This is a genomic window from Bacillus swezeyi (genome assembly GCF_030908325.1).
GTDB classification, from domain to species: Bacteria; Bacillota; Bacilli; order Bacillales; family Bacillaceae; genus Bacillus; species Bacillus swezeyi.
Genome location: NZ_CP133085.1, coordinates 3,616,125 through 3,635,750 on the forward strand (window position 1 = coordinate 3,616,125; position 19,626 = coordinate 3,635,750).

The following is a 19,626-nucleotide window of genomic DNA, read 5'->3' on the forward strand; positions in this document are numbered from 1 at the left end:
TTTATGCCTAAGTCAAAGTATTTTTTTAAGAAAATAGACACATGCCGTTTTTGATTCAATGAAAAAAAGCATTCTGCATGCGTTCTTGCAGAATGCCTGGAAACATTTACTTCTTTTGATCCGCTTTCTCATCCGTTTTTTCGTCTTTGGACGGAATCTGAATGGATGGCGCCGTCTGGCTCCCGCTGCCGCTGTAGAAATCCGGTACATCTCCGTGAACGGCCTGAATTGTCGCCGGAACCGTATTTTTCACAACCGCAGTCTTTGTCGCAAACGGAATGACCACACGAATTTTGACCTCTACAAGCACGCCGAGATTAATTAATGCATTATTAATTCCGTATGGTTTGACGCTTTCTTTAAAATCTGTAAAAACATCTCCAACAACGTTGAAGCGCACCGGTATTTTCGGCCCGAGGTTTCCAAGCAGGGAATTTCCTGTTGTCTGGCCAAGAGGAATTTGATAAATAACGCCGTCACTCCGATCGTCCGGCGTTTTCGCAGAAGAATTAAATTCTTCCGTTTCCGTTACTTTTAAGTTGTCGTGCAGTCGTTTCGTAATCTTGGTTTGCATATCACGAACAACATGGGAATTGAAGTTAATCGTTGTCACTTTTCCATTTTCATCCGACTTCATCTCCACCATGTTTTGCACATTTTCATCTTCGTTCATATAGTCCTCAACGGCTTCCTGGATGACGTGCGTTGCAATCCTGTTGGTTTCCATTTCCGCAATGTGCAAAAGTGTCGGTTTGATAGATGTGTTGATAATCAGTAAGCTGATTGTGGTAGAAAGAGTGAAAAATACAAAAGAAAGAAGCATGACATATCGAAAAGGCAAAGGTCCTCTGTTTGACAGAGGGCCGCGAAATCTTCGCAAGCAAAATCCCCCCTTACATCACAATGTGTATGCTTGTAAGAGGGGATATACGATTCAATCAGACAACTTTATTTCGCCATTTTTAAAAGGGCCTCTTTTCCGCTCATTCCCGCATGTATACCAAGCTCTTTGGCCGCATCTGTCACAGATTCAAGCGGGGCTTCGAGAAGCTGGTCGATCGTCCTGACGCCGACGGCTCTCGCGGCGACAATTTTCCGTTCCTTTAATTTATCATTCAGCAGGGCAACATCAAGCGCTCCGCACATAATATATCCATGGTCATTTGCAACCGCCATAAAATTTGTTTTTGGCAATTTGACTGTGACAGCCGTGAACGGCTGATCTTCAATCATAATCGGAGTCAAGTTCACCATTGCTATCCCTCCCTTTACCATTAATGTATGATAAAGCGGAAGACTTGTTCCGGTTTGCCTGGAAAGGCTGGTTTTGCATCTCCGTTTACAAAAGCGGCCCCATCTTTTTAAGCTTCCAAGAGAGCAGATCACGCAAAAATTCGGGCATATAATATTGAATATGATCGGCATCGCGAATGGCGGGAAAAAGGGTTCCGAGCGTGAACATATCAATAGTGGCCAGCTGATAAACCGTGTTCGCTTCCATTTTCACTCCGTTGACCGTCAGCTTTTCGGTATCGAGACCGGAGTACATCATTCTTCCCATCACTTTCCCGCGAAAGCCGAGCCCTTTAATGCGCAGCTGTTCCATTTTCTCTGTTGAAGCCTGAAGAACGATTTCTTTCAGCTCGGCTCCCGTCAGTTTAATGGCGACCGGATTAATCGGGTGCGGACAAATCCGGTGGATATCCGCTTTCGTGACAGCTCCTTTAGAAAGAGAATCAAGCACAATCCCGGCGTTGACCATTCCGATTTCTGCATCACACCATTCCTTCAGCGCATCAGCCAGCATTTGAGGCAAAGGGGATGTCCCAAACCAGTCGGTTTCAAGCGGCTGATCCAATATCGCAATTTCTTGTTGCAGAACTTGTCTGGCCTCTTTTTCTTTTTCTTTCAGCATCGCAATGGTTTCTTCCGATTCCTTGTTCCAATCAGCCGTTTTTAGAACTTCGGCCTTTTTGTCTTCTATCCCTTTGTTAAGCGTGAGTTCAACATGACCGACATAGTTTCCGTATTTTTCCGCGCAGGCGAGCAAAACACCGTTTTTCAGCATGCCGTCTTCAAGCAAATGATGGGTATGGGAGCCCAGGATCAAATCGATTTCAGGAAATGCTTCTGCGGCCCGCTGATCGTCTAAAATGCCTAAATGGGAGAGAAGAACCGTGATATCGGCGTTTCCTTTTACCTCTTGCAATACCTCGGCAATGCTTTCAAAAGCATCTGTGACTTTCCAGTCGAGCTGTTCATAAATCGGATAATAAGGTACCGTCACACCAAGGATGGCGATGGTCAGGCCGTTTTTCAGCGATTGGATCCAATAAGGCTGTGCCCAGGCCGGTCTGTTTCCCTCGCTGTCGAACAAGTTGGAGACAACAATCGGAAAAGAAGCGTCATCATAGAGCGTATCGAGCTCTAGATGCGGCAGTGTGATTCCTTCATTATTTCCAATCGTTGCGGCATCATAGTCCAGATGATTCAGCAGCTCCACGTTTGCTTTTCCGAATGACGCTTCTGATATCGGGTGAAACCTGTCCACATGATCGCCGATATCGAACAGAAGCACCTCTTCATGATCAGCCGCATGTTTTTGCCTTTGTGTTTGTATATAATCTACGATTTTCGGCCAGTTTTCAAAATGGCTGTGCAAATCGTTCGTATGATAAATATGGAGCTTTTCCCTCATGCAAATCTCTCCCTAACGTTTAGCTAAATACGCCCTGATAGATTAATCTGATTCCGATCAGGATCAGAACAAGCCTCATGATGACAACGATTGTCTTCGTTTGCATTTTTTTATTCATTATAGCGCCAAGCTGACCGCCAAACCATGCGCCTGGAATCAGCGCAAATGCATAGAGCCAATTGACATGGCCCGATATGACATGGCCGACAGATCCAGCAACAGATGAAAGAAAAATGATAAACATGGATGTCGCAACGGCAACCCTTGTCGGGAATAAAAATAAGAGCATCATCGCCGGCACCATCAACGAGCCTCCTCCGATCCCAAATAAACCGCCGAGGAAGCCGACAAAAAACGCGATTGCGATTCCGGCGAGGGGCTGGTAGGAATACGTATAATCTTGTCCATCATCATCGCCTTTAAATGTCCTGATGACTCCCGTATGTTCTCTATCCGCCGGTTTCAATTTTTTCTTGATCATTAATGAAAGGGATATCAATATCATAAAAATCCCGAACCAGAGAGAAAACGAGTCTGAGCTGAAATACTTGGAAACATGGGCTCCGGCGATGCTGCCGGGTCCAGATCCGATGAAAAAAATCAGTCCGCTCTTGTAGTCGACGGTTTTATATTTCATATAAGCCATTGTTGAAGAAAGTCCTGTAAAAATGATGACGAGGAGCGATGTGCCCACCGCCATCTGCGGTGTCACTTGATCAAACATTCCGGGAATGCCGGCTAAAAAAAGCAGGGAAGGAACAATGACCACCCCTCCTCCCAGACCGACGAGACTGCCGATGGTTCCCGCGATCAGACCAAGTATAACCAGTATGAGATATTCCATAAAATGAGTCCTCTTTTCTCAGCTGAATAAATCGAGCTGTCTTGGAGTGAGCCCTGTATATTCAAGATTCAATAATTTCATCAATTGTTTGCCGTTCGCAGCCGCATCTCCTCCGGAATTGTTATTGAAGAGCACATATAGCTTTTTCGACTGCTTCTCTAGCAGCTCCAGGTTTTGTTTCCAATCTTGCAGTTCCTGTTCATTATATAAATACAAATATCTGACTTCCCGCCAGTTTTGGCCTGAAGACGGTCTAACCCATCCTTCTTTATTGCGGCCATGGAAGCGCACTAGCGTTTTTTCGCTGTTTGTCGCATGAAGGACGGCCGGAATGCAGCCTTCCCCGATCTGCGGCTCGTCACATATGCTGTGAATCCAGTTTTGCTCTTCCATAAAGGCGAGCGTCTTATCGTAATACTCGGGCATGAACCATGACCGATGCCTGAATTCAAGCGCACACGGAATGTCTCCCATCTTCTCTTTGCACCATCTTAAATAGTTGACATTTTCTTTTTTACAGTCAAACCAGGGCGGGAACTGAAATAGGACCATCGCCAATTTTCCCGCTTTTATGTAGGGTGTTAAGGAAAGTTTGAAGGCATCAAACATCTCATCCTTCGATTCAAAAGGGATCTCCCCGCGCTGATGTCCTGTCATCCCCTGATAAGCCTTAATGATAAACTGAAACGATTCAGGCGTCTCCTTTACCCACTTTTCATTGTTCCTCTCCGGCTGAATGGCATAAAAGCTCGCATCAAGCTCAACGATCGGAAAATGAGCCGAATAGTGGATCAGCCTGTTTTGGCTGCTCGTCTTGGGCGGATACAGGCTGTCATGATCCCCCCATCCTGTTAATCCGATATAAATCAATGCAGTTCACCTCTCTTTTTAGTTTATCACAGGTTTTTTACAGAATCTTATATTTAGGCCTGTTTGTAGCTTTTCCTGTTTTAAAGCGGAATACTTCATCAACAACAAAGAAGCCGGGTTCTCCGGCTTCTTTAGCGTGCTTTCTTGGGATAAAGAGTAAAGCTGAAACTATAAAGAAAATCGATTGCGAGTATGATCGTCCATAAAGAAGCCATTTGCATTAACGGTTCTGTTCTTTCCGCATCTCCGATGAACAGGTGCATTCCGGCTAAAATCGCCGCTCCGATCACCCAGGCTATGAAATGGCGGAACCAGCCTGCCCGCTCTTTTTTTGCATGTTCTTTGCCATGCCGCGGACCTTTATCAGGCTTCGGACCTCCGGCAAAACGGTGAGCGAACCTGGCATCCGCCCATTTGATCATGCGGCTGCCGAATGCGATGCTGACTCCGATATAAACGGCAGCTATACCGTGCAGTGTATCCGCCTCAGCTCCATTGTGCAAATCAACCGCTGTTGAAATGAGCAAAAGCAAATCCAACACAGGCGTACAAGCAAACATCATGAAGCCGATTTTTTTCTTCCCTGCAATATATCGAAAAAACAGTCCTAACAGAATAAAAACCCAAAATCCTATTTCACAAGCTATAATCAATAAACCGATCATCCAGTGTCTGCCTCTCCTTTTTAATACAATTGTGTTTAAAAAAATAATAACACAAATGGATTAAATAATACAACCGTGTTATAATAAATATATGCCAAAAATTGTTGATCATGAAAAACAAAAAGAAAAGATAGCCGAAGCCGTTTGGAATGTCATTCACAGAGAAGGGCTGGAACAGTGCACCGTCCGAAAAATCGCAAAGGAGGCCGGACTCTCCGCAGGTTCTTTGCGGCACTACTTCCCGAACCAGTCTGAACTGTTGATTTACTCGATGAAGCTTGTCACAAACAGGGTAAAAGTGCGAATCGAAAATATGAGATTTACAGGAACACCGGCTGAGTGTATCAAACAGCTTCTTCTCCAGCTTTTGCCCGCAGATGAAGAAAGAAGGCTGGAAATGGAAGCGTGGTTTTCTTTTACAGCTAAATCGCTCAGTGATCCGGCACTCAGACCGTTAAGGAAGGAGATGAATGAGGAAATTTATTCTGCCTGCAAGCTGGCTGTCGAAACGCTCAGCCGATCAGGGGCAATGCCGGAAATGGATGCAGGGGAGGAAATAGAACGGCTGTATGCACTGGTTGACGGATTGGCGCTTCATGCGCTCCTTGAGCCTGAACGCATCACAGCTGACACGATCGACTCTGTGTTGACAAGGCAATTGAATACTTTGAAATGAATGAAACAGCCTGACACCAGGCTGTTTCAATTTTTTAGCGGGTCTGTGAATATCCTTTGGTTTTCACCCATTTCCCCCCTGCTGCATCGTGTCCATCATTTTCCTTTCAGCCATCACGACAACTGCGGTCCTTACGATACCCCAACCCATCGCGCCGACGAGCACTTATTTAAATCCTTCGTTGAAAGACTTGGCCATCTCCCTGCAATGAAAGCCGGAATGAGGCCGAGCGCGAGAAAATCCCCACTATTCCATTTCAGCATTTTCATGTAAAGTCATAAGAAAGATAAGCAGATAAAGGAGAGGTGTTACATTGCAGCAGTGGATTAAAGAAACAGCAAGAGGCAAAAGAGGCGCCAGGGATTTAACTTATGAAGAAGCAAAGCAGGCAGCCGAAGCGATCATGACAGGCACAGCAAGCCCTGCTCAGACTGCAGCCTTTTTGATAGCGGAACGCATTAAAACGGAATCCCCTGAAGAGCTGCTCGCTTTTGTCGAAGCATTAAGGGAGCAATCCGAACAATTGCTTCTTCCTCAGGCGGTTCAAGAGAAGCTGATCGACTTTGCCGGGCCCTATACAGGAAGACACTCTTTTCTGGCAACCATTCCCGTTTCGATTCTTCTCGCGGAAAACGGCGTTCCTTCATTTTTACACAGCAGTGATGCCCTGCCGCCCAAATATGCGACAAGCTTGAAGGAAGTGCTGAACAAATTGGGAATCTTCCCTGAGGCTGATGCCTGCCAGACGGCAAAAACGCTGGAGCGGCTTTCAATCGGGTTTGCCGCAGCTGAGAAACTGTGCAAACCGTTTTTGCGGATTCGGCAGATCCGCGAGGAAATCGGCGTCCGCACCATTCTGAATACAGCCGAAAAACTGGTGAACTTCTCAGCCTCAGGCAAACTCATGATGGGAGCTTTTCACAGGACGGCCATTCAAAAAATGTATCCCGTCTTTCAACACCTTTCATATCAGGAAGTATTTATCGTTCAAGGAGCGGAGGGTTCTGAGGATGTTCCTGTACACCGCGGAAGCTTTGTGTTTTCGATAAAGGACGGCGGGATGACCTCATTTATTTTAAAACCGGAAGAATTCGGAATGCATGTGGATGAATCCAAGCTGAAAAAGCCTCTCTCGGCAGAAGAGCAGGCAGAAAAAATCGTGGCTGTCCTCTCAGGAGATGAATCGCCGGATGTGGAGTATGAAAGAAAACAGGTCATCATGAATACGGCATTGCGCTGCTATTTATTCAAGGTTTGCCCGACAATTGAAGAAGGCATCCGGATCACAGAACATCAGCTTCAAGAGAAGGCAGGCTTGAATCTCCTCAGAAAGTGGAGAGCGTCATTTACAAGACAGTAAGAAAATCGTAATCAAAATGACATTCCCTTTTCATGAAATCATTGGATAATGAAAACAAATGAAAAAGGAGGTTTCAGACGATGAACCGCATGTTTGTCATACCGTTTATTTTCATGTTGTCAGCCGTGTTCACTCCCTTTGAAAAAGCAGATGCCTTCTCGCCTTTCCCATTAAAGACATCGCTTTGCTTATCGTCCGTTCCAGCAGATTACTACCAGCAGACACAAGGGAAAACGGGAGAGGATTTGAAACAAGCGCTACATGAGACGATCGATGATCATACTGAACTTTCTTACAGCGAAGTCTGGGATGCGTTGAAAGAAACAGACGAAGATCCGGCAGCTCAACATCATGTCCTTCTCTTGTATTCCGGGGAATCCCGCTCCAAAGATGAAAACGGAGGACAAATAGGCGACTGGAACCGCGAGCACGTCTGGGCTAAATCACACGGAGATTTCGGCACGAGCAAAGGGCCCGGAACAGATTTGCATCATATCAGGCCAAGTGATGTGCAAACGAATTCCGCCCGGGGAAATCTGGACTTTGACGAAGGAGGCAGCCCATATCCGGGTGATCCCGATAATTATTATGACGGTGATTCATGGGAGCCGGACAGCCGTGTGAAAGGCGATGTCGCCAGAATGATTTTCTACATGGCCGTCCGCTATGAAGGCGAGGACGGTCACCCCGATCTCGAAATGAATGACAAAACGGGCAACGGTTCTCTGCCTTTTCACGGCAAAATGGCGGTCTTGCTGAAATGGCATAAAGAAGACCCTGTTGATGATCTGGAAAGAAAAAGAAATGATATCATTTATGAACAATATCAGCATAACCGCAACCCATTCATTGATCATCCTGAATGGGCCGAAGAGATTTGGCACCCGGAGCTTTAGCTTGATAAACGAAGGCGCTTTTCTGTTTTGATAAAGCGCCTTCGTTCTCAAATGACTGCTTCTGTCCGCAGATCAAAAAGGCGTCATAAATCCGATTTTCTCTCCCGAAGTCAGAACTTTGTTTAGCCCCCGTGTTTTTTGTTCTATTCGATTTTCGCCTGAAAATTTGCTCTCTGCAGCTGTCCTAGTTCTTTAACATGTTCAGGCCTGACGTCCAGAACCAACTTCCTTCAGGAGTCTTAGCGCCCTGCTTTTTTCCTTCGGAATCTCAAGGCGAACCGTTAAAGCCGGCTGCAAATGGATTGGCCGGATGATGATAAATGTCATGAGGATTTGCCGCCTGCTGAATTTCCCGTGATGGCATTCTACTTTCGAAAAAATCGGCGGCTCAGGCCAATTGGTTGTAGCCGCACATCATCTGCCTTCAATCTCTTCTTGCTGTTTGCTATTTTCCAGCATACCGAGAACGTCGATCAGCGTATGCTTCACGACAAATTTCAAGTAGTCGGCAGAACAATGATCATCATCCAAAATAGGCTCAGGCAAATGTCTGATCGCTTGCTGTACCTTTTCATCAATGGTAAGCTGCTGATCATTTAATATCTCTTCTATCATCGATGACCGAAAAGGGAACGGACAGACTCCGCTAAATGCGGCGCGAACATGATCGTCGATTTTGATTGCTGCTATGGTCACCAGCGGATAGCCCTTTGCCCAATGCCTGCGCACTTTAATATTGGCAAAAGGGAGATTGAGATAGCGTTTTTCTGTCAGAAGCAGGAGGAGCATCTCTCCATCATTCAGCTGAAGCTGTTTATTAAATACATCATGGATTAGATACAAATTCACTCCTTTTGCGTCAAGTGTCATGACTTGGCTGTCGGTCAACAAAAATGGCAAAACAGCTTCCCGATAAAAAACCTCCCCGCATATATTGCCGCCAAGCGTAATTCGTTTTCGAGCCGCATGATCGGCCACACCTCTCGCAGCACTGCACAATAAAGGGAAGTCAACGCTTTCCGATATTTCCGTTAAAGTTAAGGCCGCGCCTATTGTAAGATGTTTTTTCCCGGACTTGAAAACCCGGCACTCAGGTACCTCTTTAATATCGATCACCGCTTTTGTGTTCATCCTGTTGAAACGGCCAAGCGCCAGATGCTCTGTGTCGCCTGAAACATAAGCCGGCTGCTTCCCCTCGCCATCCAGCCTCTGAAACAGCTGAGCAGCTTCTTTTGCAGATGCCGGCCGGTAATACTCAAAATCAAATGGAAACATACCGGAGTCCTCCTTTATTTGTCCAATCAGCCGAAAACCAATATAACATAATTTCCCTTTTTATGTATACTGGCTGAAACCGTCCTTTACAACTGATATTGAAAAGAAAAAACGTTCACTCCTCTAAAAAGAGTGAACGTTTTTATCACTGATTATGAAATATCCAGCGCACCGGCTGGATCATATAGACCGACATCGATCTCAAGCGGCTCTCCAAGCGCAAGCTTTGCAAGCTCCCTCCCAAGATAAGGGCCTGAAGTCAGCCCTGAGGCGCCGAGGCCGTTGGCGATCAACAGTCCGCTTACGTTTGAGAGCGGGCCGATCACAGGCAGAAAGCCAGGTGTGAACGGTCTGAATCCTACCCGCGCTTCAAGCATCATCCCATTCTCCAGTCCGGGAGCAATCGCGAGCGCCTTTTTGAAAATGTCATGAAGCCCGCCTGCTGTTACGCGGCAGTCACCGAGTTCGGCCTCATTTTCATGGGTTGCTCCGGCAACGATCCTCCCATCTTCAAACGCAAGAATATACTGATCATGCGGAGGCATGACAACAGGCCAGCTGCCGGTATCAGCGTCAGACAGACGAAGATGGATGATTTGCGCTTTCTGATAGGTCACTAAAAAATTGAGCCCCAACGGCTTCAGCAGCTCGCTTGCCCATGCACCGGCCGTTATCAGCACCTGATCAGCATGTATCGTTCTATCATCCGTCCGAACCCCTGTGACACGATGATCTTCATACAGTAAAGAAGCATTTCCCTTCAAAACAGCTGCCCCGTGTTTTTGGGCGGCATTCACGAGCGAGCGCCGCAGGGCTTTTCCGTTTACCCGCGCTGCTCCGCTGATATGAACGGAGCCATAGCCATCTGCCAAAGGCGGAAATAAGCGCTTTGTGGCGGCAGGCGATAAACGGGCAATTTCGCCGATCTCGGGCGCATCCTTGCGTCGCAGATGAGCGCGTTCTTCCATTTGGTCCAGCTTTCGCTCGTCTGTATGCAGGCTGATGGCGCCTGTTCGTTTATATCCCGTATCTGATTCTCCATCAGCTTCCAGCTGCTTGATCAAATCGGTGTAGTATCTTGCACCGCCTTTTGCCAGCTTGTACCATGCCTGATTTCTGCGCTGCGAAAGCCAGGGGCAAACGATTCCCGCCGCGGCATCTGTAGCCCTTCCCTGATCTTGACGATCAATTAATGTGACATCTGCGCCGGATTTCGCCAGATGATAAGCGGCGGAAGCTCCGAGAATTCCAGCTCCGACTACAATATAAGATTTCATTACAAACACCTTTTCCATTTCTGTTTATTCTACAAATATAACGGATCGTATCAATGAAACACAACCTATCCGATGGCTACCGATATCACGCCAAGCACCATAAAGACAGCCGCGATGATCCTCAATCGTCCGAAACCTTCCGACAAAAGGACTGCCCCCATAACCGTTCCGATTAAAATGCTGATTTCGCGAACCGGCGCTACATAACTAACCGGGGCAAACACCATGACACTCAGCACCAAAATATAAGCCAAAGAATTAAAAATTCCCACTCCGGCGGCTTCCATCCGGTGATGCTTCCACTCAAACCGGACTTCGCTCCAGCTTTTCAAAGCAAAAGGAGTCAGTATAATCAGGCGGCCGAGCGTATTGCAATAATCCAGCAGCAAAGGCGGAATGAGAAACCGGCTGACCGCTGCTTTATCAAGGATGGTATATGCTGCAATCATACCGCCGACAGCCAGTCCGTAAAGGATCGGCGTGAGTGAGCCCGATTCTTTTAAGCGCTTGGCTCCCCCTGTAAAAAAAAGAATGCTTACCACAATCAAAAGAATTCCTATAAAAGCGGGCAGCGTCAATGTCTCGCCAAAAACGATAACCGCCAGCACGCAGGTGAGCAGCGGGCCTGTGCCCCTTGCGATCGGATAGACGAGGGAAAGGTCGCCCTTTTTGTACCCCTTTTGTAGAACTAGAAAAAAGCCCAAGTGAGCAAGGATGCTCGCCATGATGATGACAAGCTGCCAGATGCCGATCTCAGGCTTTTCATATATGACAACAGCTATGGCTAAAGGTGTGTAGACAACGGCTGCTATCGCTGTGAACAGCCAGATAAACGGAACGCCGCCATCGGCTTTTTTCGAAAGGTAGTTCCATGATGCATGGATAAATGCAGATAATAACAAGACGCAAAATCCCGCGGCAGTCATTTAACAACCCTCCTCACGCATTAAGGCCTGCGGTTCACAGTGCCATGTTAAGAGCTCAATGTTTGATGACGATGTAATACTTTAATTCCCCGTGCCATCTCTTGCCTCTGACGGCATCCACCCAGACGTCATATTTGCCTGGTTTAAGCTTTTTCGTCGGGAAGCTCACCCGAAAATGAGGCTTTCCGCGAGTTAAGTGAACATCTCGATAGATCATGACATTCCCTTTTTTATTTAACAGCCGGACGGCGATCATCGTTCCCGTAACAGGACTTCTTCCGGTGACAACGATCGAGGTGGCTGATTTCGTATATGTATTGGCATCTGTCCTGAATTTCACCGCGCCTTTGGAAGGCATGGCAAAGGCTTCTGTACTGGCTGAAAAAAGCGGCACAATGAAAATTGCGGCAATTATGAAAGCCCTTGTGAATACCTTCATCAAAAAATCCTTTCAGTTTTTCTATGGTAATTATTTCACATTATGAAAATATCATATTTATTATTATTCAACAATTTAAACTTTTTGATAGGAAGAAAACTTTTTTTAAAAGAGGAGGGTTGCCGGGACAAAAAAAAATAACACTGGCAACCATAACAATCCGAGCCTTTATCATTTAGCAGCTTCACCTTGTTAAGTCAGGCGGAAGTTTTCATTTTTATGTTATGTTTTCCCCCAACCAATTATTTCCTATCCTATTTGACAGCAGATATTAAAAGACGACTGTGCTCGTTCGTTTTTTTCGATTTCTTCGAATAAGGCCTTTTGAAATTCATACTGTTGTTGGTGGTACTTTTGAAATTCTTCATTCGTGATATACGGAGTCTTTCGTATCACTGTTTGATATGTCATCAGTGTCAACCGTTGGTAGAACAGCTTTTTGGCTCTCCAATGTCATGTCAGGGTTCTTAGCAAGGTCGATTAACCTTCTAAACAAAATGACATCATCATCAAAAAATCCACGGTATCCTCGATCATTTTTATGGATGTGATCTCCTTTCTGAAGAACCTAACGTTTAATGTATCAGAAGAGAACTGAATAATAAAGTGGGTGTAAGGTGATTCAGTCATGAACTTCATGATTTGATCCATTTTGAATTACTTCCCTCTTTTCTGTAAATCAACATTAGATCCAATACTTTACCCCCGTCCAATGCTCCGTACATAGATTGTGATATAACAGCGACTGGCACATTGAATGGTACTGCTTTTTTTATTTCTGATTCCATATCTCCAAATGGGACCCAACAAGTAAAATCTCAATTTTGATCTATACACTCATTTAGAAGTGGGGAAATTTTCAACTTCAGCTTTTTAATAAGGAATAGAGAAAGACAAATACCCCTCTGTCTTTCGGACAGAAGGGTTCTTTTGAACGGTATATAAAGCTTTAACCAGTCTTCATTTCTTCTTGGCTTTTATTGGAATCTCGAATCGAATGGGGCTTGTTTCCGTAAATAATACCAGCGATGACAATGCAGACTCCTATCCACTGAGTGAGCTGAAACTGCTCATCTAAAAAAACTAATGACATACATAAGGCCACCGGTAATTCAGAAGATGACAAGATCGTTCCAAGTCCAGCACCAACATAAGGCATGCCAATCGAAAAAAATAATGGCGGCAAGGTGACACCAAACAAACCAAGAAATAATCCGAATGGTGCAATGGCTGAGACGGTAGCTGGATCGAATAAAAAGACAGGAGGGAAAATTAGGAATGTAATGATTAGTCCGCCAATTGTAAACGTTGCACTTCTTTGAATCGGTGGTAACTCTTTTCCGACTGTTCCGCTTACGTATGCAAAGGCAGAGAAAGAGCATGCTGCTATTAATCCCCATACCATACCAATTAACGAGATTTTCGTAAATTGAAAAGATAAGACGCCTGCAGAGAAAATTGAACCGATTAAAATGATACCAATTGCAATTAGCTTTTGCTTGCTAGGTTTTTTCTGATCAATAACATATTCTAATAATGTTCCAATCCAAACGAATTGAAATAAGAAGATAATTGCTAAGGATGCGTCTAATGTTTGCAGCGATTGGTAATAAAAAATACCTGTAAGACCCATTGGTATACCGCCTAAGGCTATAAGGATAAACCGTTTAATTGAAATTTTTTCTTTTTTGGTAAATAAAACAAGAAGCCAGATTAGTATCGTCCCTACTAAAAATTGACTGCCAGTTACTTCTGATAATTCAAAGCCTTGCTCATATGCTAATTTGACAAAAGTCGATAATACCCCAAAACACGCTCCTCCTAAAAAAACAGCTACAGGAAATGTCCAGTTCTTCATCTTTATTCCCCTCTCCAAAAGGTAAGAAATTTGGTTTTAAGTTTAGGTATGAATAAAAAAAACCACACACTTATGAAATCATAAGTGTGTGGCGAAAAAAGAGAGAAAATCTCCCTTGAAAAGTCCACAAATCCAAAATGGTTTTGTTATATGTGATGAGTTATCCGTTAGAAATACTAACCCGTATATAAAAAATTGTCAAGAAGGGAACTGTCGAACCGATTGGTATAATATGCTTTAATTGTACAACTATTAACTTCTTCATTATATCCAGTGTAGTATACAAACAGGTAAAAATAGATGACGATACAATCTGAGAGGGTGCAAAATGGGGCACAGGATTAAAAATCAAACGAAAACCCTCATCACTAACGTTGTAGTGACAAGGGTTTAAGGTGATTAACCGATGGACCCTTCCATCTCGAACTTGATTATTTTTTAACATTTTGCATTATCATAACCTGTTCTAAATGCTGATTTTTGGGGTTTCATATTTTTCTTTGATCACTTAAAATCATACTTTATCATGGTTTGTGGGTGATGTGTGGGTGACCCACACTGTTTTCAGAGCAGTTCATAAGGAGTTATCATGTTTAAGCTAGCTTATATAGAAATCCCCCCTCATTATTGTTGAAAGTCACATTTACAACTTTTTCAACGAGCACACACAAAGGACAAAAAATAAGTAGTAAACATAATGTGACAAAATTTTGACATTTTAGATTTTAAGCAAAATAAAGTAGCCCAATATAAGGAAAAGATGTAATATATAAATTAAGTTTACAATATTTATAATTATTGTAAACGGAAAATAATTAAAGTTGGAGGTAGAGTATTAAATGAAGAAGTTTTTGGCTATTTTTACTGTAGTAACCATGGTATTGATAGGAGGCCTATTTACAAATCAAGTATCTGCATCAGCTGCTTCTGTGAAAACAGAACTGACTAAATCAGAGACATCAAGCTCAACCAAACGAATTACATTAAAATCGGGCTATAAGTTACAAATCCTCTCAATCAGTTATTGGTATAGCAAACACACAATTAAATGGACACTTTTTAAAAATGGAAAGGCCCATCTTTCCTCAATACAGAGTCCAAATAACATCTTCTCTAAAACATATACATCGAAACAACTTGGGCCAGGTCAATATTCCATTCGTTTGTATTGTGGTAAGAATGGTGGGTTAAAAGGCTGTGCTGGAATGGCAGCGCTTAATACAAAAAAATAATGGTGTGCTACTGCAAATACGTAATGTAAAAGTATTTTAAAAAAGAATGCTTCTAAGAACAATCGCAACGTTCACTAGATGAAAGATTTTCGTTAATCAAAAAAAGGGTTGCCAATTCTGGCATCCCCTCTTTGATTATAAAAGGCTTGTGAGATTAGAATACCATATATTGATCCAAACCATTTTATTGGTGTACAAAAGTATGCCAATTGCAACCAGTAAGCCTCCACCAATTTTCATAAGAATATTTGAATATTTAAGAAAGAATCTCACTTTTCCAATAAAAAACGCCATTAATAAAAAAGGAATTGCAAATCCTAAAGAATATGCTGTTACGTTAATGAATGTATTTGCAGGAGTTGAAATATTTGCATATGAAATCGCTCCAAAAATGGGACCAATACAAGGAGTCCATCCTGCTGCAAATATAATTCCAATTAAAATTGAATTGAGAATGCCAATTTTTCCTTTCCTGAATGAAAAGCGCCACTCTTTAAGCATAAATTTTGGTTGAAAAATGCCTAACAAAAATAAACCCATTGTAGTAACAAATACTCCACCAAGCATTCGTATTAAATTTTGATTTTCGGCAAAAATTCGACCGATCGAACTTGCTGAAAATCCAATTATGTAAAAAATTAACGAAAACCCTACTAAAAAAGATAATGCATGTATTACAACTGATTTAGTTATGCTGTTTGATTTATGATTTTTTAAGTCATTAACAGAAATCCCTGTTATATAGGAGATAAAAGAAGGATATAGAGGCAAACAACATGGCGAAAGAAAAGATAAAAAACCTCCACCGAAAGCTAACCACCAAGTTACTGATTCCATAAATATTGACTCCTTTACTAAATTATGTTTACAATAATGAGAAGATTTAAGACAGGGGGCTAAACTATGAACAAACAAAGACGTTTGTGGATGAGAATAGTTATACTTTTAATTTTATTTTTAGCTGTAGGATTTGCCCTTTATCAAAATTCATTTGCAAATAAAGAAACAACCGTACAATTGAATAAACAAGCTCCAAATTTTAAATTAGCAACATTGTCTGATGAAAAAATAGAATTAAAAGATTTGCAGGGAAAAGGAGTCTTGGTGAATTTTTGGGCATCATGGTGTGATCCTTGCAAAAAAGAAATGCCTGCAATACAAAAAGCTTATAACCAATATAAAGACAAAGGTTTTGAAGTTGTTGCGGTTAATATTCAAGAACCAGATTTAACTGTAGAGAGCTTTTTAAAAAATAATAACATTACTTTCCCAGTTATTCTAGATAAATCTGGAGAAGTATATAATTTATGGGACGTTGGCAGAATTCCTGTTTCGTTTTTTATTAGTTCTGATGGAATTATAAAGCGAAAATACGAAGGTGAAATGTCTCAAGAACAACTCGATCAATGGATAAAAGAAACTCTATAGATTTTGAAAAAAGTAGTTATATTTTCAACTAACGTTGAGTCATTACAAAAACCCCAATTAGGGGTCTGTAAATTTAATTTATTTTAGCTTTTAAAACTCTATAATCACCGCTTCCATACAGCCCAATAACCAGTCTTGTAGTGTATTCAAGAGGCGTGTATTTTAATGCTTTAAATGTTCCTGTGCTTCTTATCTCCCATACACTTTTATCAAGCTTATGAGTTTTTGTGCTATGTGATTTTCCATACAGTGGTCCTGAAAGATAGACATCGTAGCTGTTTGATTTTATTTTTCCTTTTTCATATGTGAATTTACCACTGATTTTATGCTGAAAACCGGTTCCTAGCAATCCATTATATTTAACATAACCAGAATAATTCTTTTTCCGTACAGCTTGAATATTGAATTTGTTTTCTTCTTGTTTACCAACGCCTAACTCAATAGTGTCGCCTTGAATATTTAACGTTTTGGTGGATGTAGCATTCGTTGCTCCTTTTGCTAACTTTTCATTTACTTCTTTCGTTGCTTTTTTAAAAGCCTTATTGGCAACGTCTATAGAAATCTTATTATGTGTTTGTTCATCTAGGATGGAAGTATGGCTTGAAGTTTTAGCATTGGCTGGGAGTGACGAAAAAACTGATGACAACACAGTAACCATAATCAAAACAGCCAAATAAAACACTTTTTTACGTAATGATACTAAACTCATATTGCCCATCTCCTCTAAACATGGTAAAGTACACTATGATGATACCATTACATATAATGGTTTGTCTACTATTATATAAAATAAATGGAAATAAAAGGGGTGATTTTATCTGTCTGGTATAATCTTTGGAATTGTATGCTTCTTTCTTGTGTTTTATTTCCTAAACTATATTGGTCAAAAGTTGATATCTGTAAAAACACCGGTAAATCATAAAGTGATTGTTTCTATTTCCTTTATTGAAGGTTTAGTTGCACTGATGTTGGTTTATTATAAGCCACCATTCTTATAAAGATTGAATGAATTTTAGCCCTCTTGATCAGACTTTTACAATTTTGTCGACAAGCAGCCCTCTTTGTAAGAGGGCCTTTTTATTACTTCAATGATGATTTTATCTAACTCGAATTTTCTGTCCCGCGTAAATCTTGTTGGCATTCTTGATGTCATTCCAAGCCTGCAGCGTCTTAATGGATGTATTAAAGCTTTTCGAGATCCCAGACAAAGTCGCCTGATTTAATGGTGTAATATTGCTTATGATTCGAAGCTGTTGAAGCGCTGCTGCCGATAATCTTTAGTTTCTGGCTAACGTAAATCTTATTCGCATCTTTGATGCTGTTCAAATTCTGGATAGCTTTAACGGTCGTGTTGTATTTCTGTGCGATTTCCGAAAGCGTGTCCCCTTTTTTGACTGTGTAAGTTGTTCCTGATTTCCCTGGTTTTCTGCTAGGTTTCGGGTTTTTTTCAACTTTTACACCTACCTGACAACGCAGATCTTCCCGATAACAAATATTCATATCGACATTGCCGTAAATGCCGGCTACCTTTCCCCAATCGGAATACTGCCCCCGGCTAAGTTTGCTGCTGTAACGGGCAACCCATAACGCAAACGGCTTCACTTTTGATTCATCAAGACAGTTTTCAAGGAAGGACTTGCCGCTGTAAATCATAGTGAAGTAACCCGCTTTTTCAATTTCGCGTAAGAAAGCAATCGCTGCATCCGTCAAAACCGATTTGCTGACTTTCCTCTGATTCACTTCAAGATCAAGTACAAGAGACTAACCTTTTTCACAGCTGATAAAAAGAACTTAGCTTCTGCCAGTGCCTCTGACTTGGACCCGAATCGTGCAAAATGGTAAGCGCATGTTTTAATTCCTGCGGCATTAGCGGCTGAAACGTTCTTCTCGAATTTCTTGTCCTTTAAGGTTGTTCCTTCTGTTGCTTTCATATAGGCAAATTTAATTCCATCCCCCGCAACTTTATTCCAATTGGTATCCCCTTGCCAGTGTGATACGTCAATACCTTTGATTCCCATAAAAATTCCTCCTTTAAAAGTAAAAAAGCTGCCGTTAAGCAACCTTATTTTGATTTATTTTGTTGTTTCAAAATCTCAATGGCTTTAGTGATCGGCTCCTGGACAGGAACGCCCATTTTCCCCGCATATTCAGTAATAGAGATTAATTCATTAACTACAGTAGAAAACAATGGTTACAGTCATGACAAGGAAGCCTATTTCAATATTGTTTTCAGCAAACAATAAATCAACCATGCGGGCGACAGCAACCATCACAAAGATAAAGACTTTACGGGAAATGCCAATCATACCAGTACGGCTTTTGACTTCACCATTAACAGCTGCCTCAAACCATCCGCTAAAATAATCAAGAGTAACGATAAAATAGTCAAAAGAACGCTCCACCCTCCAAAAAAAAATCCGACAACTCCTGCCGGAGCAGCAATCAAACCTTTATAAATGTATCCAATTTATTTCCTCCTTTTAAAAATAAAAAACACCCTTATTGGGTAGCTAGAACCTAAATCGACACTGACGGCTGGATTGTAATAGCTCCAGCCTGTGACTTGTTCATATTCTGCCGGAGTGATCCAATTGATTCTTACATATTCAACCATTTCTTCATCTGTGTAGCGCCGCCAATCATAAAACTGTTTGATATCTGATAAAGCTGGATACTTCATGAAGACGCACCACCTTTGAGTGCTGAAATATCGGCCTGAAAACGCGCTATTTGTAAAGACAAAGAAGCGTTCTGCTGTTTTAAGGTATCTATTTGCTTTTCGGCTGACTCCAGATTGGTGGGAAAATCGGATACGGTATAAGGATAGGAAATCAAATAAATACAAAGAAAAATCAAAACGTGGTTTTAAAACAAAAAAAGAAGCACAGCTGTCAGCTACACAAGTTGAAATGGAGATCGGTTATTATCATTTCATGAGAATGGCGGCGAAAGTACTTACACCTATTTTGAAAGTTGGTTGGAAATATATATAAAACCAAATGTTAAACCGATCACCTATTCTATTCAAGAATGGGATGTAAGATTAAACATTCTCCCACGGTAGAGCGACTATAAATTAAAAAGAGATTAATCGAAATGAATATCAAAAATGGATCAATGAATTGAAGGACACTATAGTGAAGGGACAGTGAGAAGGATTCATAGTATTATGGACACTGCAC

The 19,626-nt window shown here is 42.2% G+C and carries 25 protein-coding genes; 6 read left to right on the forward strand and 19 right to left on the reverse strand.

Going from position 1 to position 19,626, the window contains the following annotated elements; genetic code table 11:
• Positions 1 to 106: 106 nt before the first annotated feature.
• From yunB to RBH91_RS18060, 6 genes are all read right to left on the reverse strand, one after another.
• Positions 107 to 880: a sporulation protein YunB gene (yunB, locus tag RBH91_RS18035; RefSeq protein ID WP_307892411.1), complete on the reverse strand. Its 774-nt coding sequence runs from the start codon at positions 878 to 880 to the stop codon at positions 107 to 109.
• Between the two features lie 68 nt (positions 881 to 948).
• The gene (locus RBH91_RS18040; protein WP_076760706.1) at positions 949 to 1,254 is read right to left on the reverse strand and encodes a YunC family protein; all 306 of its coding nucleotides are present in this window, start codon (positions 1,252 to 1,254) and stop codon (positions 949 to 951) included.
• An 85-nt stretch (positions 1,255 to 1,339) separates the two neighbouring features.
• Positions 1,340 to 2,698, reverse strand: coding sequence for a bifunctional metallophosphatase/5'-nucleotidase (locus RBH91_RS18045; RefSeq protein WP_307892412.1), 1,359 nt, complete (start codon positions 2,696 to 2,698; stop codon positions 1,340 to 1,342).
• 19 nt (positions 2,699 to 2,717) lie between these two features.
• Positions 2,718 to 3,542, reverse strand: a complete 825-nt coding sequence (locus RBH91_RS18050) for a sulfite exporter TauE/SafE family protein (protein WP_076760708.1) — start codon at positions 3,540 to 3,542, stop codon at positions 2,718 to 2,720.
• 18 nt (positions 3,543 to 3,560) lie between these two features.
• A complete protein-coding gene (locus tag RBH91_RS18055; RefSeq protein WP_307892413.1) occupies positions 3,561 to 4,412 on the reverse strand; it encodes a DUF72 domain-containing protein in 852 nt (283 codons plus the stop codon).
• 131 nt (positions 4,413 to 4,543) lie between these two features.
• Positions 4,544 to 5,077, reverse strand: coding sequence for a hypothetical protein (locus tag RBH91_RS18060; protein ID WP_076760710.1), 534 nt, complete (start codon positions 5,075 to 5,077; stop codon positions 4,544 to 4,546).
• Positions 5,078 to 5,168: 91 nt separating this feature from the next.
• Between RBH91_RS18060 and RBH91_RS18065 the strand changes: the two genes are divergently transcribed.
• From RBH91_RS18065 to RBH91_RS18075, 3 genes are all read left to right on the forward strand, one after another.
• Positions 5,169 to 5,753 carry a TetR/AcrR family transcriptional regulator gene (locus RBH91_RS18065; RefSeq protein ID WP_307892414.1) on the forward strand — a complete coding sequence of 195 codons (585 nt, stop codon included), beginning with the start codon at positions 5,169 to 5,171 and terminating at the stop codon, positions 5,751 to 5,753.
• A gap of 313 nt (positions 5,754 to 6,066) precedes the next feature.
• Positions 6,067 to 7,113 (forward strand): anthranilate phosphoribosyltransferase, encoded by a 1,047-nt coding sequence (locus RBH91_RS18070; RefSeq protein WP_307892415.1) that lies wholly within the window; start codon positions 6,067 to 6,069, stop codon positions 7,111 to 7,113.
• 80 nt (positions 7,114 to 7,193) lie between these two features.
• A complete protein-coding gene (locus RBH91_RS18075; RefSeq protein ID WP_307892416.1) occupies positions 7,194 to 8,009 on the forward strand; it encodes an endonuclease I family protein in 816 nt (271 codons plus the stop codon).
• A gap of 201 nt (positions 8,010 to 8,210) precedes the next feature.
• On the opposite strand, the gene RBH91_RS22740 is transcribed toward RBH91_RS18075, so the two are convergent.
• From RBH91_RS22740 to RBH91_RS18105, 6 genes are all read right to left on the reverse strand, one after another.
• Complete coding sequence (locus RBH91_RS22740) at positions 8,211 to 8,336, reverse strand: hypothetical protein (protein WP_404802451.1); 126 nt, start codon at positions 8,334 to 8,336, stop codon at positions 8,211 to 8,213.
• 87 nt (positions 8,337 to 8,423) lie between these two features.
• Complete coding sequence (locus RBH91_RS18085; protein ID WP_307892417.1) at positions 8,424 to 9,284, reverse strand: FAD binding domain-containing protein; 861 nt, start codon at positions 9,282 to 9,284, stop codon at positions 8,424 to 8,426.
• Between the two features lie 152 nt (positions 9,285 to 9,436).
• Positions 9,437 to 10,561, reverse strand: coding sequence for an NAD(P)/FAD-dependent oxidoreductase (locus tag RBH91_RS18090; RefSeq protein WP_307892418.1), 1,125 nt, complete (start codon positions 10,559 to 10,561; stop codon positions 9,437 to 9,439).
• 65 nt (positions 10,562 to 10,626) lie between these two features.
• Positions 10,627 to 11,487, reverse strand: a complete 861-nt coding sequence (locus RBH91_RS18095; RefSeq protein WP_307892419.1) for an SMR family transporter — start codon at positions 11,485 to 11,487, stop codon at positions 10,627 to 10,629.
• A gap of 55 nt (positions 11,488 to 11,542) precedes the next feature.
• Positions 11,543 to 11,926: a hypothetical protein gene (locus tag RBH91_RS18100; protein WP_076760717.1), complete on the reverse strand. Its 384-nt coding sequence runs from the start codon at positions 11,924 to 11,926 to the stop codon at positions 11,543 to 11,545.
• Between the two features lie 949 nt (positions 11,927 to 12,875).
• Positions 12,876 to 13,784 (reverse strand): EamA family transporter, encoded by a 909-nt coding sequence (locus RBH91_RS18105; protein WP_307892420.1) that lies wholly within the window; start codon positions 13,782 to 13,784, stop codon positions 12,876 to 12,878.
• 839 nt (positions 13,785 to 14,623) lie between these two features.
• Here RBH91_RS18105 and RBH91_RS18110 point away from each other — a divergent pair.
• Positions 14,624 to 15,016: a hypothetical protein gene (locus tag RBH91_RS18110; RefSeq protein WP_307892421.1), complete on the forward strand. Its 393-nt coding sequence runs from the start codon at positions 14,624 to 14,626 to the stop codon at positions 15,014 to 15,016.
• Positions 15,017 to 15,151: 135 nt separating this feature from the next.
• On the opposite strand, the gene RBH91_RS18115 is transcribed toward RBH91_RS18110, so the two are convergent.
• Positions 15,152 to 15,853, reverse strand: coding sequence for a cytochrome c biogenesis CcdA family protein (locus RBH91_RS18115; protein WP_307892422.1), 702 nt, complete (start codon positions 15,851 to 15,853; stop codon positions 15,152 to 15,154).
• A gap of 66 nt (positions 15,854 to 15,919) precedes the next feature.
• Here RBH91_RS18115 and resA point away from each other — a divergent pair, with 66 nt between their 5' ends.
• The gene (gene resA, locus RBH91_RS18120; protein WP_307892423.1) at positions 15,920 to 16,444 is read left to right on the forward strand and encodes a thiol-disulfide oxidoreductase ResA; all 525 of its coding nucleotides are present in this window, start codon (positions 15,920 to 15,922) and stop codon (positions 16,442 to 16,444) included.
• Between the two features lie 73 nt (positions 16,445 to 16,517).
• Here the strand turns inward: resA and RBH91_RS18125 are convergent, their stop codons facing one another.
• From RBH91_RS18125 to RBH91_RS18150, 6 genes are all read right to left on the reverse strand, one after another.
• Positions 16,518 to 17,153 (reverse strand): hypothetical protein, encoded by a 636-nt coding sequence (locus RBH91_RS18125; protein WP_307892424.1) that lies wholly within the window; start codon positions 17,151 to 17,153, stop codon positions 16,518 to 16,520.
• Positions 17,154 to 17,626: 473 nt separating this feature from the next.
• Entirely contained in the window at positions 17,627 to 18,154 is a 528-nt protein-coding gene (locus RBH91_RS18135) for a LysM peptidoglycan-binding domain-containing protein (protein WP_307892426.1), read from the reverse strand.
• Between the two features lie 26 nt (positions 18,155 to 18,180).
• On the reverse strand, positions 18,181 to 18,462 hold the full coding sequence (locus RBH91_RS18140; protein WP_307892427.1) for a glycoside hydrolase family 25 protein: 282 nt from the start codon (positions 18,460 to 18,462) through the stop codon (positions 18,181 to 18,183).
• 44 nt (positions 18,463 to 18,506) lie between these two features.
• The gene (locus RBH91_RS22745; protein ID WP_404802452.1) at positions 18,507 to 18,632 is read right to left on the reverse strand and encodes a phage holin family protein; all 126 of its coding nucleotides are present in this window, start codon (positions 18,630 to 18,632) and stop codon (positions 18,507 to 18,509) included.
• Positions 18,613 to 18,846 carry a phage holin family protein gene (locus tag RBH91_RS18145; protein ID WP_307892428.1) on the reverse strand — a complete coding sequence of 78 codons (234 nt, stop codon included), beginning with the start codon at positions 18,844 to 18,846 and terminating at the stop codon, positions 18,613 to 18,615. Before RBH91_RS18145 ends, RBH91_RS22745 begins: the two co-directional genes overlap by 20 nt.
• Before the next feature lie 65 nt (positions 18,847 to 18,911).
• Positions 18,912 to 19,124: an XkdX family protein gene (locus RBH91_RS18150; protein ID WP_307892429.1), complete on the reverse strand. Its 213-nt coding sequence runs from the start codon at positions 19,122 to 19,124 to the stop codon at positions 18,912 to 18,914.
• A 19-nt stretch (positions 19,125 to 19,143) separates the two neighbouring features.
• Between RBH91_RS18150 and RBH91_RS18155 the strand changes: the two genes are divergently transcribed.
• On the forward strand, positions 19,144 to 19,437 hold the full coding sequence (locus tag RBH91_RS18155) for an Arm DNA-binding domain-containing protein (RefSeq protein WP_307892430.1): 294 nt from the start codon (positions 19,144 to 19,146) through the stop codon (positions 19,435 to 19,437).
• Positions 19,438 to 19,626: the final 189 nt, after the last annotated feature.

Coding starts and splice junctions, on each gene's coding strand:
- RBH91_RS18150 (WP_307892429.1), bottom strand. CDS start 19,124: ATGAAGTATCCAGCTTTATCAGATATCAAACAGTTTTATGATTGGCGG.
- RBH91_RS18115 (WP_307892422.1), bottom strand. CDS start 15,853: ATGGAATCAGTAACTTGGTGGTTAGCTTTCGGTGGAGGTTTTTTATCT.
- RBH91_RS18100 (WP_076760717.1), bottom strand. CDS start 11,926: ATGAAGGTATTCACAAGGGCTTTCATAATTGCCGCAATTTTCATTGTG.
- RBH91_RS18090 (WP_307892418.1), bottom strand. CDS start 10,561: ATGAAATCTTATATTGTAGTCGGAGCTGGAATTCTCGGAGCTTCCGCC.
- RBH91_RS18125 (WP_307892424.1), bottom strand. CDS start 17,153: ATGAGTTTAGTATCATTACGTAAAAAAGTGTTTTATTTGGCTGTTTTG.
- resA (WP_307892423.1), top strand. CDS start 15,920: ATGAACAAACAAAGACGTTTGTGGATGAGAATAGTTATACTTTTAATT.
- RBH91_RS18050 (WP_076760708.1), bottom strand. CDS start 3,542: ATGGAATATCTCATACTGGTTATACTTGGTCTGATCGCGGGAACCATC.
- RBH91_RS18040 (WP_076760706.1), bottom strand. CDS start 1,254: ATGGTGAACTTGACTCCGATTATGATTGAAGATCAGCCGTTCACGGCT.
- RBH91_RS18105 (WP_307892420.1), bottom strand. CDS start 13,784: ATGAAGAACTGGACATTTCCTGTAGCTGTTTTTTTAGGAGGAGCGTGT.
- RBH91_RS18095 (WP_307892419.1), bottom strand. CDS start 11,487: ATGACTGCCGCGGGATTTTGCGTCTTGTTATTATCTGCATTTATCCAT.
- RBH91_RS18140 (WP_307892427.1), bottom strand. CDS start 18,462: ATGGGAATCAAAGGTATTGACGTATCACACTGGCAAGGGGATACCAAT.
- RBH91_RS18110 (WP_307892421.1), top strand. CDS start 14,624: ATGAAGAAGTTTTTGGCTATTTTTACTGTAGTAACCATGGTATTGATA.
- RBH91_RS22740 (WP_404802451.1), bottom strand. CDS start 8,336: ATGACATTTATCATCATCCGGCCAATCCATTTGCAGCCGGCTTTAACG.
- RBH91_RS18060 (WP_076760710.1), bottom strand. CDS start 5,077: ATGATCGGTTTATTGATTATAGCTTGTGAAATAGGATTTTGGGTTTTT.
- RBH91_RS18075 (WP_307892416.1), top strand. CDS start 7,194: ATGAACCGCATGTTTGTCATACCGTTTATTTTCATGTTGTCAGCCGTG.
- RBH91_RS18065 (WP_307892414.1), top strand. CDS start 5,169: ATGCCAAAAATTGTTGATCATGAAAAACAAAAAGAAAAGATAGCCGAA.
- RBH91_RS18045 (WP_307892412.1), bottom strand. CDS start 2,698: ATGAGGGAAAAGCTCCATATTTATCATACGAACGATTTGCACAGCCAT.
- RBH91_RS18085 (WP_307892417.1), bottom strand. CDS start 9,284: ATGTTTCCATTTGATTTTGAGTATTACCGGCCGGCATCTGCAAAAGAA.